Origin of the sequence: Rhodomicrobium sp. R_RK_3 (assembly GCF_002198715.1) — a bacterium.
In the GTDB taxonomy this organism is placed as follows: Bacteria; Pseudomonadota; Alphaproteobacteria; order Rhizobiales; family Rhodomicrobiaceae; genus R-RK-3.
In genome coordinates this window covers 32,821-44,541 of record NZ_MWLK01000002.1, presented here as the reverse complement: position 1 = coordinate 44,541, position 11,721 = coordinate 32,821, and the positions used below count along the sequence as shown (strand labels likewise).

Annotated in this window: 5 protein-coding genes; 2 read left to right on the top strand and 3 right to left on the bottom strand. The window is 65.5% G+C overall.

Annotated features, from left to right (window positions below):
* Positions 1 to 213 (bottom strand): SDR family NAD(P)-dependent oxidoreductase (locus tag BLEFHOIH_RS01225; protein WP_125461534.1); only part of this gene is annotated, 213 nt, incomplete at its 3' end.
* A gap of 409 nt (positions 214 to 622) precedes the next feature.
* Here BLEFHOIH_RS01225 and BLEFHOIH_RS01220 point away from each other — a divergent pair.
* Both BLEFHOIH_RS01220 and BLEFHOIH_RS01215 read left to right on the top strand, forming a co-directional pair.
* The gene (locus BLEFHOIH_RS01220) at positions 623 to 7,132 is read left to right on the top strand and encodes an IPT/TIG domain-containing protein (RefSeq protein ID WP_088342682.1); all 6,510 of its coding nucleotides are present in this window, start codon (positions 623 to 625) and stop codon (positions 7,130 to 7,132) included.
* 509 nt (positions 7,133 to 7,641) lie between these two features.
* The gene (locus BLEFHOIH_RS01215) at positions 7,642 to 8,193 is read left to right on the top strand and encodes a hypothetical protein (RefSeq protein WP_088342681.1); all 552 of its coding nucleotides are present in this window, start codon (positions 7,642 to 7,644) and stop codon (positions 8,191 to 8,193) included.
* A 280-nt stretch (positions 8,194 to 8,473) separates the two neighbouring features.
* Here BLEFHOIH_RS01215 and BLEFHOIH_RS01210 read toward each other — a convergent pair whose 3' ends face one another.
* Positions 8,474 to 8,698 carry a hypothetical protein gene (locus BLEFHOIH_RS01210; protein WP_088342680.1) on the bottom strand — a complete coding sequence of 75 codons (225 nt, stop codon included), beginning with the start codon at positions 8,696 to 8,698 and terminating at the stop codon, positions 8,474 to 8,476.
* A gap of 364 nt (positions 8,699 to 9,062) precedes the next feature.
* Positions 9,063 to 11,711, bottom strand: coding sequence for a response regulator (locus BLEFHOIH_RS01205; protein ID WP_088342679.1), 2,649 nt, complete (start codon positions 11,709 to 11,711; stop codon positions 9,063 to 9,065).
* Positions 11,712 to 11,721 lie beyond the last annotated feature (10 nt).

Below are 11,721 nucleotides of genomic sequence, written 5' to 3'. Positions count from 1 at the left end.
CTCCTCCCTCGCGGCCGACAGCGACGCCGGATCATCCAGGTCGAGCAGCATTCCGATGATCCCGGGCGAGGCTCCTGCCAGCTCGGCCAACAGCGATGGCGCTCGCCCTGTGACGATCACCCGGTTGCCGCGCGCGAAAAATGCTTCGGCGAGGCCGCGGCCGATACCGCTGGTGCCGCCGGTGATCAGGATGGTGTTGCCGGTCATCCGCATTTCGGCGTCGCCTCCGCAATCGGTCAGCCGAGCCGGGCCGACAGTTCGACATCCGCGCCAAAACCGAGCGACAGGTACCGGTCACCTTTTATATCGGCGACGCCTGCCCGCTCGAGGTTGCTTATTGGAGCCGCTCCTAAGCTCCGCGCGTGTGGCGCCAGAGCCCCGCCGCTTTTCCGCGACGGCGGGTCTCCGACGGCTTTTGCGGTTAAGCAAATTGTAGCAAAATACTCGCTAAGGTTGTGCCAAATCGGGATTCGGTCGCATTGCGCCGTGAGGCGTAGCGCGAGAGGCCGGCCGGCTCGGTGCCCTGAAGACTTTCACCACAAGCTTTTGGTTGGAAGGTCCGCGCCCCCTCGGGTTCGGCGACGGATGGGTATTGCCCGCTGACCGAGCAGGAGGTTGGAAGATGGCGCAATGGATGCAATATCAGCGTCGACGGCGTTCGGGCGAAGTGCGCACGGCCTTGTTCCGCGTTCGCGGCTTGATCCTGTTGATGCTCGCCCTCGGGTTTATTGCGTTCGGCGGCGCGTCGGCGATCGCGCAGCCCGTCGTCGGTTTCGTTGCGCCCGCGGGCGGCCCCGTAGCGGGTGGTACGGCAGTCACCATCAGCGGCACCGCTTTCACCGGCGTCACCGACGTGACCTTCGGCGGTATTCCGGTGACGTCCTTCGTGTTCATCAACCCGACGACAATCACCGCGGTCACGCCCGCCCATGCGCCGGGCCCTGTCGACGTCGCCGTCACCGCGCCGAGCGGCACCGGTACCGGCACGAACCTTTACCTTTATGCGGACGCCCCGACCGTCACCAGCGTATCGCCAGCCGGCGGGCCGATCGCGGGCGGCACAGCGGTCACCATCACCGGCACCAACTTCACCGGAACCACCAGCGTCCTCTTTGACGGCACGGCGGCGATCAGCTTCAGCGTCGTCAACAGCACCACCATCAACGCGCTGGCCCCGGCGCACGCCTTCGGGCCGGTCGACGTCACCGTCATTGCTTTCGGCGGCACGGGCACCGGCTCCGGCGTTTACACCTATGTGGCGCCTCCGACGGTCGCGAGCGTTTTGCCGAACACCGGCCCGGTCGGCGGTGGCCAGTCCGTCACCATTAGCGGCGCCAATTTCACCGGGACGAGCAGCGTGACCTTCGGCGGGGCGGCCGCCACGTCGGTCGTCGTGGTCGACGCATCGACCATCACCGCGGTCACCCCCGCCCATGCCGCCGGCGTGGTGGACATCATCGTCACCTCCTTCGGCGGCGTCGGCACCGGAGCGGCGATCTACACCTATGCGCTGGCGCCGACGGTGACCAGCGTCGCACCGGCGGGCGGGCCGGTCGCTGGGGGCACTGCGGTGACCATCACCGGAACAAATCTGACCGGCGCCACATCCGTCACATTCGGCGGCGCGGCGGCGACATCGGTCGTCGTCATCAACGCCACCACCATCACGGCGGTCACTCCGGCCCACGCCGCCGGGCCTGTCGATGTGACGGTTGTGGCGCCAAGCGGCACCGGCACCGGAACGGGCGTCTATACCTATGGAGGGGTTCCGACCGTAACCAACGTTTCGCCGGCGGGCGGCCCGATTGCAGGCGGCACGGCGGTGACCATCACCGGCACCGGCTTTACCGGCGCCACCAGCGTGCTGTTCGACGGCACCGCCGCGATCACCTTCAGCGTGGTGAACAGCACGACCATAAATGCGACCGCGCCGGCGCACGCCTTCGGCCCTGTCGACATCACCGTCGTCGCCTTCGGCGGCAGCGGCACCGGAACCGGCCTCTACACCTATGTCGCGCCGCCCACCGTGGCGAGCGTCTCTCCAAATATCGGTCCCACCATCGGCGGCCAGTCCGTCACCATCACCGGCACCAATTTCACGGGGGCAAGCAGCGTCACCTTCGGCGGGGCGGCAGCGACGGCCATCGTCGTGGTCAACGCCTCGACCATTACCGCGACGACCCCGGCGCACGCGGCCGGCGTGGTCGATATCATCGTCACCAGCTTCGGCGGCATCGGCACCGGCGCGGCCATCTACACCTATGCGCCATTGCCGACAGTAACCAGCGTCACGCCCTCGGGCGGGCCGACGACCGGGGGCACGCCGGTCGTTATCACCGGCACCAATTTCACGGGCGCGACGGCCGTCACATTCGGCGGCACCGTCGCGACTGCTGTCCTGGTCGTCAACGCGACCACCATCACGGCTGTCACCCCGGCGCATGCCGCCGGGCTGGTCGATGTGTCCGTCACGGTGCCGGCGGGCACGGGCACCGGGACCGGCCTCTACACCTACGGCGCGACGCCGACCGTCACCAATGTCACGCCGGCGGGCGGTCCGATTGCCGGCGGCACGGCAGTGACCATCACCGGCACCGGCTTCACCGGCACCACCAGCGTGACCTTCGGCGGTACGGCGGCGGTGACCTTCAATGTCGTCAACAGCAACACCATCACGGCCACGACGCCCGCCCATGCCGCCGGCCCCGTCGACGTCACCGTCACCGCCTTCGGCGGCACTGGCACGGGCACCGGGCTCTATACCTATGCGGCGGCGCCAACCGTGGTAAGCGTGGCGCCCGACACCGGACCGACGGCGGGCGGGCAGGCAGTCACCATCACCGGAACCAATTTCACTGGCGCGAGCAGCGTCACCTTCGGCGGCGCGGCGGCGACGGCGGTCGTTGTGGTCAATGCCACGACCATTACGGCCACGACCCCGGCTCACGCGGCGGGCGTCGTCGATATCGTCGTCACCAGCTTCGGCGGCACCGGCACCGGAACCGCCCTCTACACCTATGCGCCCGCGCCGACCGTGACCAGCGTTGCACCCACGGGCGGCCCGGTCGCCGGGGGCACGGCGGTTACGATCACGGGGACCAATTTCACCGGGGCGACGGCCGTCACCTTCGGTGGCACGGCCGCGACGTCTGTCGTCGTCGTCAACGCTACAACCATCAACGCGGTCACTCCGGCGCATGCGGCCGGGCTGGTCGATGTCTCCGTTACCGCGCCGGGCGGAACGGGCACCGGGACCGGCCTCTACACCTATGCCGCGGGGCCGACCGTCACCAATGTTTCCCCGGCTGGCGGCCCGGTCGCGGGCGGCACCGCTGTCACCATCACCGGCACCGGCTTCACGGGCGCGACCAGCGTCACCTTCGGCGGCACAGCGGCGACAGGCGTCGTCGTGGTCAACGCGACCACCATCACCGCGACCACCCCGGCGCATGTCCTGGGCCTCGTCGACGTCACAGTCACCGCCTTCGGCGGCAGCGGCACGGGCACGGGGCTCTACACCTATGTAGCGCCGCCCACGGTGCTGAGCGTGACGCCTAACAGCGGTTCGACGGCCGGCGGCCAAGGGGTCACCATCACCGGCACCAATTTCACCGGCGCCAGCAGCGTCACCTTCGGCGGCACGGCGGCGACGGCCATCGTCGTGGTCAACGCCACCACCATCACCGCCACGACACCCGCCCATGCCGTCGGCGTGGTCGATGTCGCCGTCACCAGCTTCGGCGGCACCGGCACCGGAACGGCCCTCTACACCTATGCCCTGGTCCCGGCTGTGACGAGTGTCACGCCGTCGGGCGGTCCGGTGGCCGGAGGCACCGCCGTGACCATTACCGGCACCGGCTTTACGGGCGCCACGGCGGTGACGTTCGGCGGCACGGCAGCGACCTCGGTCGTGGTCGTCAACGCCACCACCATCACCGCCGTCACGGGCGCGCATGCCGCCGGACTGGTCGATGTCTCCGTCACGGTGCCGGCGGGCACCGGGACCGGAACGGGCCTGTATACATACGGCGCGGCACCGACCGTCACCAATGTTTCCCCGGCTGGCGGCCCGGTCGCCGGCGGCACGGCTGTCACCATCACCGGCACCGGCTTCACCGGCGCGACCAGCGTCACCTTCGGCGGCACAGCGGCGACAGGCGTCGTCGTGGTCAACGCGACCACCATCACCGCGACGACCCCGGCGCACGCCCTCGGCCTCGTCGACGTCACCGTCACCGCCTTCGGTGGCAGCGGCACCGGCACCGGACTTTACACCTACGCCGCACCGCCCACGGTGCTGAGCGTCGCCCCGGCGAGCGGCTCAACGGCTGGCGGCCAGACGGTCACCATCACCGGCACCAATTTCACCGGCGCCAGCAGCGTCACCTTCGGCGGCACGGCGGCGACAGGGGTTGTCGTGTTCAACGCCACCACCATCACCGCGACGACGCCCGCCCATGCCGCCGGGACGGTCAACATCGCGGTCACGAGCTTCGGCGGCACCGGCACCGGCGTCGCCCTCTACACCTATGCCCTGGCGCCGACCGTCACCAGCGTGACTCCCTCCGGCGGTCCCATCGCCGGCGGCCAGGCGGTGACCATCACCGGTACTGATTTCACGACGGCCTCGGGCGTCACTTTCGGGGGGACGGCGGTGGCCCCATTCGTGATCGTCAACGCCACGACGATCACGGCGGTCACTCCGGCCCATGCCGCCGGGCTCGTCGATATCGTCGTCACCTCGCCGACCGGCAGCGGCACCGGGACCGGGCTCTACACCTACGCCGTCGCGCCCACGGTCACGGCGGTATCGCCGGATGCAGGTTCGATTACGGGCGGCACGGCGGTCACCATCACCGGCACCGGGTTTACCGGCGCGACCAGCGTCACCTTCGGCGGTGTCGCGGCGACGGGCGTGGCGATCGTCAACGCCACCACGATCACCGCCACGACGCCGGCCCATGCCGCCGGAACGGTGGACATTGTCGTTACCGGCTTCGGCGGCAGCGGCACTGGCACCGCGCTCTATACCTATTCCGTGGTGCCGATCGTGACCGGCGCCTCGCCAGGGAGCGGCCATATCTCGGGCGGAACCCTGGTGACGATCTCCGGCGCCAATTTCACCGGCGCGACCACTGTGCATTTCGGCGCCCTCCTCGCGACGAATATGACAGTGGTCAACGCCAACACCATCACTGCCATGACGCCAGCGCATCCGGCGGCAACGGTGAACGTGACGGTGACATCGCCGGCCGGCGCCGGGCAAGGGACCAACATGTTCAGGTTCGCCGCCGCGCCGACGGTCGCCACCGCCTCGCCCAATAGCGGCCCGGCCACCGGGGGGCAACTGGTCACCATCACCGGCACCGAATTCACCGGCGCGACCGGCGTCACCTTTGGCGGCGTGGCGGCGACGGGCGTGACGGTCGTCAATGCCAACACCATTACCGCTATTACGCCGGCCCATGCAGTGGGCGTGGTAAACATCGTCGTCGTCACGCCTTCCGGAGCCGGGACCGGCGCAGGCACCTACACATATAGTGCGGCAGGCGCCGGGGCCTTGTCCCTTGTCGTGACGACCGATCCGGCAAAATTCTCCAATGCGCGGCAGGTGATCGGCTACAGCTTCGAAGTGACGAACACCGGCTCCGTTCCGATCTCGGCGCTTTCCGTCTCAGATACGAGAGCCGGCGCGATTGTTTGCCCCGTAACGACGCTGGCGCGGGGTGCCAGCACCATCTGCACCGGCAGCTACACCACGACCGGCGCCGACATCATGGCGAGGCGTTTCTCCAGCGTCGCGACGGCCAGCGGCCAGGCCGGGGTGCTCGGGGTGTCATCCGCGGCCGTGACCACCGCCATGCTGCTGGATATCGATGCCGTCCGCCGGGTAACGTTGAAGGCGATCCGCAGCTTCATGGACCACCGGGCCAGATTGATCGCGTCGGCCTCGCCCGACACGTCGCGGATGCACCAGCGGCTGGAAGGATCGCTGTTCGGCGGCGAGAGCCCCGCCGATCCGGCGCCGGACGGCTATGGCGACGGCCGGCTGCCGGGCCGCTCGGCTCCTCCGGTCCTCAAGCTGGAGGGCGAACCCCGGGCCAAGGGCTTCGCGGCCGGCGACGATTTCCCGACCGCGACGCAGAAGAGCCCGCGAACCGGCATCAATCCGCTCGGCTTCAACGGCAACGCGGCGAACGGCATCGGCCAGTTTGCCTTTTCAACGAGCCTTGCAAAGCTCCGCCAGTCCGCCGCCGAAGCCGCCCGCGCCAAACAGGCGGCGATCGACGAGGAGACCGGGATGGGCTTCGGCAGCCTGCCGCGTGCGCGACCGACTTATGTCGTGCCGACTCCCGGCGTCGATGTGTGGGCGCAGGGTAGCATCTATTATTACGACGACGATGATTTTGATGCGCGCCAGCAAGGCCACGCGAGCTTGATCTTCGCGGGCGTCGACTATCTCATCCGCCCCGCCATCCTTGTGGGCCTGCTCGTGCAGTCCGACTGGGTCAGCGAGCGATCGGCCGGTCTGGGCACCAGCGCGAGCGGCAATGGCTGGATGGCAGGCCCTTATATCAGTATTGGCCTGACGCCTAATCTGTTCTTCGATGCGCGCGCGGCCTGGGGCCAGTCGGAAAACAATGTCGACCCGCTGGGTGTCTACACGGATCATTTCTCGACGGACCGGGGCCTCGTCTCCGCCAAGCTGACGGGCAACTGGTCCTACGGCCGCCTCTGGTTCAGGCCGAGCGCCGAGATCGCCTATTTCGAGGAAACCCAACTCAGCTACGTCAACGAACTGGACTTCAATATCCCCGAGCAGTCGATCTCGCTCACTCGCATCAGCGTTGGGCCCGAGGTCGGCTATCCGTTCGGGCTTGAGAACGGCTCCGTACTCGAGCCCTATGTCGGCCTCAAGGGCGTCTGGGTCAGCGCGCAATCCGAAGAGCCTGTGCGGCTCGATATCCCTGAAGGCGATGATGACGGGTTCCAGGTCCGGGTTGAAATAGGAGTGACGTTGACGTCGCGCACTGGGATCCTCATCCGCGGTTCCGGATCATATGAAGGTCTCGGTTCGGATCGTTTCAGCGCCTATGAGGCCTGGGGGTCGATCGCAATTCCGCTGAATTGAGCGAATAGCGCGCAACGAGCGCCCGGGCGCGCCTTTGATATCGAGCGCGCGCGTGCGGCCGATTTAACAGGCAGGCTGGGCCTCGAGGCCCGTTTGCAGGGCGGCAAAGGCAAAAGCTTCGCGGGCCTTTCATTTTGGGGCTGATGTTCCAGCGCGGCGATTTTGTCCGCCGCTTGCCCGCCTAAGAGCGTGATAACCCCCTCTTCGGACCTTCGGTGGTCAAGGAAAGCGTCGATACCGATCAGTTGAGTTTCTTGGACTTGTCCGCCGACGGACGGATGTTGCCCGGGAGGGCGCGTAATTGGATAGTCGACCAGTCATGCAGCCGCCGGCCGCCGATGCAGGCCATGCGAAGGCGATCCCCCTGGGAAATTCGCTACGGCTTGCGAGACACCGAAGAGTTCAACGTGGCTGGACAGCCCTGCGGTGACGAACGGTTTCTAAGAACACCCCTTTGGCGGGCGTGCCCTCCAAGCAAGCTCATGTGCCAGTTCGGGCCCAAGGTCTGATTGCCGGGCAATCCTCGCGGCGACAAGCAATGTCTCTTCGTGCGCATGGTCAACCGGCGCGGCCATATTTTCGAGCCCGCTGCGCTCAAATACGCGGAGGTCGCCGATGTCGCGAAGGCGGTCCAGGGGCTCTTCGAGCGCGGCTATCTCCGCGAATTGCGTGAGGAGGATTATGCCGCGTGGCTCTGCGTCATGCCGAAAGCACGGGTGCTCGACATCGCTCGCGGCGCGGACTGCGAAGGCCCCAGAAATTCATGGGCAAAACCGCGCCTCATGGAGCATCTGCTGACACACCTGCCGTTCGCCGACGCATTGCGCCAATTGGACCCAACCTCGCACGTCGCACTCGCGGGAACGCAGCCGCTGGAATTTCTGCTGTACCTGTATTTCGGAAAAACGCGGGAGGATCTGAAAAGCTTCGCCCTGCGCGATCTCGGCATTCTGCGCGTCAACGATGCGGGTCGTTCAAGTCGCGCTTCTCGGATGCGACCGAAGCGAGGGCCTGCTTTTACTACAGCCAATTGCTCGACACGCTCGCCGTCCCGACCCTGATCACCTTTGAGGCGGCGGCGCGGAAGCTGATCGAAGGCCCTGACGAGGGCGGCCAGGTCCCTGCGCGAGCGCTCGGCCTTCGAGATCTGCCAGTTTTTCGAGAAGCGGCAGCAGACCGACCGCGCCATCGAGCTTTATCTGGCGGCGCCGTCTCCGGGGTGCAACGAGCGCCTCGTACCGCTGCTCTACGCGTCCGCGCGAAGGGCGAGGCGAAAGCGTTGCTCGAGCGCATGATCGACGATCTCAGCAGCGACGACGAGCACGTCTTTGCGCAGAATTTCTATGCCCGTAAGTTCGACGACGCAGGACGGGCGCCTGCACCGCGCTGCTGCGCGCAGGCCGTCAGGTCGTCGTCGACGAGATCTATCGCGGCAATCTCAAAGCGGGTGTCGCGGGCGTCATGCGGCGCGACGGCTTCACGGTCTACCACGCAGAGAACCTGCTCTGGCACACTCTGTTCGGCCTGCTGTTCTGGGACGAGCTGTTCGAATCGGGCCAGTTGCACAGCGGCTTCGACTGGATGCCGCAATGCCTGAAGAACCGCAGCTTTGCCACGCTATTCGCGGCGGAGATCGCCGAAAACTCTGCACCTGCGCGGGGATGCGGCGGCACTATCCCGGCCACGGCTCCTATAGCCTCGGCAGCCTCTGCAGCATCTATGAGATCTCACTCGAACATCACGGGCGTTGTGCGACGCAGAAGGTGCCGCCAAGCTTCTCAACCTCATAAACCGGAAGCGCGAAAGCCATCCGTTGCGGGACGCGGCTTAATAGGCGTGCGGTTCATGTCATCGGTCCTGCAACTGTCCCCGACTGGCTGGCCGCACGGGATGCAACAGGCAACGAAGGCCCTTATTGCGGCGATTCAGTTTATTCCCCGAGCGCCTTAAGTGAAGAGAGCGCACTTCTGAGGCTCTGCGCAGTATAAGGCTTATTTACAAAAGCAATTTTGCCATGATGGTTAAAGCGCTCACTGACGACTTCAACTGGGTGCCCGCTGGCTATAACGATGGGTATATCGGGATAGATTGCGCGAATCTCATTGATGAGCAGGTCACCCGTCCGGTCAGGGAGACCGATATCAACGATCGCCGCATCTACGGCCCCTTTAAGGAGTTTAAGCTTGTTGACAGCTTCCGTCGCTGAGCCTGCGGTCTCGACGCTGAAGCCCAGCTCTCGCAACTGCTCGGCGGCGCTGAGCTGGATCAAAGGTTCATCCTCAACCAAAAGCACCCGCTTCAGCCCAGGTGGGGCATCTAGAATGTCCCTGAGCTTTGACGCCAGCGCTGCGTAGGTAAACGGCTTGGTTATCAGTTCAACGCCCGGGTCCAGGCGCCCCTCGTGGACGATGGCATTGCGCGCATAACCGGTCGTAAACAAAACTTTCAGGTCTTTACGCCGTTGCAGGGCCTCATTTGCGAGCTGCCGGCCATTCATGCCGCCGGGAAGGCCGACATCGGTGAACAACAACCGAATTTCAGGATGGGCTTGCAGAAGTTGCAACGCGGCAAGGCCTGTGCCTGCGTCGAGGATTCGGTATCCGAGTTCCTTCAACACGCTCGTGGTATACGCGCGCACATCTTCGTCGTCTTCGACGACCAGGATCGTCTCGGTCGCTTCGCTGGGAGGAGGCGTTAGCCCGGGTGTTGGTGCCGGGAGATCGTTTTCTGCCGCATGCCACCGGGGCAAATAAAGCCTGACCGTGGTCCCCTCGCCCACCTCCGAGTAAATTTTAACGTGCCCTCCCGATTGCTTGACGAAGCCGTAGACCTGCGAGAGGCCGAGCCCCGTCCCGTGGCCCACATCCTTCGTGGTAAAAAATGGCTCAAAGGCGCGGGACGCGACGTCGCGCGTCATTCCCGAGCCGGTGTCCGTAATGCTGATTACGACATATTGCCCGGGCAGGACCTCCACTTGGGCGGCAGCATATCCCTCATCGAGGTAGGCGTTGGCGGTCTCGATGGTCAGGCTTCCGCCGTCCGGCATTGCATCACGGGCGTTGACGGCCAGATTGAGAATAGCGACTTCCAACTGGTTGGGATCGGCGTGCACGCGCCACAATCCTCCTGCGAGGACCGTCTGGATGACCACTTGCTCGCCGAGCGAGCGGCGGAGGAGATCCGACATCCCCGTGACCAGTTTGCCGACCTCGACGATCTTGGGATCGAGTGGCTGCCGGCGCGAAAACGCCAACAGCCGTTGCGTCAAAGTGGCGGCGCGCTGGGCCCCCATCATCGCGTGGTTTGCGGATCGTTGCAGCCGCTCCGTGCTCGGGTTCGGGCTCTCCAACGCGCGCTGAAGGGATTCGAGATTGCCGATGATGATCGTGAGCAAATTGTTGAAGTCGTGAGCGATGCCGCCCGTGAGGTGCCCTATACCCTCCATCTTTTGCGCTTGGGCGAGTTGTTCCTGTGCCCGCTGCAGAGCGAGCGCGGCTTCGCGCCGTTCGGTGATGTCGCGGGTGATTTTGGCGAAGCCCAGAAGTGACCCGTTCTTATCGTGGATCGCGTCGATGATCGCGTTCGCCCAAAACAAGGTGCCGTCCTTGCGAACGCGCCAACCTTCCGATTCGAATTTACCGTCCTCGGCAGCAGTTCGAAGGGCGGCCGCTGGAAGCCCGGCAGCACGATCCTCGTCAGTAAAGAAGCGGCTGAAGTGCTGGCCGACGATTTCCGTGCTTTGGTATCCCTTGATCCGCTCGGCGCCTGCATTCCAATTCGTGATGAAGCCGCGGGGGTCAAGCATGTAGATGGCATAGTCGACCACACCATCGACGAGCAGGCCAAATCGGGTTTCCGCCTTTTCCCGCTGCTCGGCCTCGGCCAGCAATTTCGCGTTGGATGCTGCGAGCTGAGCCGTCCGCTCGGCGACCTTGGCCTCCAGGGATTCCTCGCTTTCGCGCAAGGCGACCTCGATGTCCTTCCGGCGTTTGATCTCGTCCTGCGCGGATCGGTACAGCTTGGCTTTGTCGATCGCGATCCCAGCTTGCAATGCGATTGCCGTCAAAAGTCGCTCGGCACGCTCGCAAAATCTCCCGACATCGGGGTGCCCGAAGAACAAGCCTCCCAGCACCTCGCCGGATTGGGATAACACCGGCGCGGCCAGGTAGCTCCGAACCGGCAAGTGCCCCTTCGGCATCCCGGAATATGGCTCGTTGCGTCCATAGCGCGGATCTTGGGTAATATCCGCTGAGCGGACAATGCCCTCGCCTCGGAAAGTCGTCCCGAACACCGCTGTGTTCCGAGGCATGGGGAACCCGGCGAAGGCCTCGCGCGGCACTCCCGATAGGGTGTAGAGGGTATAGGCCTCGCCGTTCTCATCGGTGACGTTGTAAAAGAACGACCCATAGGCCGCGCCGCATAGGTCGGTCGCAGCGTCGGTCACAAGTTGCACGACGCGTTCCAGATCCAATTCCGCAGCGACAACGGAACCGACCTCGTTCAGGGCCGCAAGGAGCCGCGCTTCATCGCGCAATTCCTGCTCGCCTAAACCGTGCTGCGACGGATCAGTTGGGGTCATTGGGACGCCT

Excerpts from the sequence above, each read along its gene's own strand:
- BLEFHOIH_RS01220 (WP_088342682.1), top strand. The coding sequence starts at position 623 with ATGGCGCAATGGATGCAATATCAGCGTCGACGGCGTTCGGGCGAAGTG.
- BLEFHOIH_RS01205 (WP_088342679.1), bottom strand. The coding sequence starts at position 11,711 with ATGACCCCAACTGATCCGTCGCAGCACGGTTTAGGCGAGCAGGAATTG.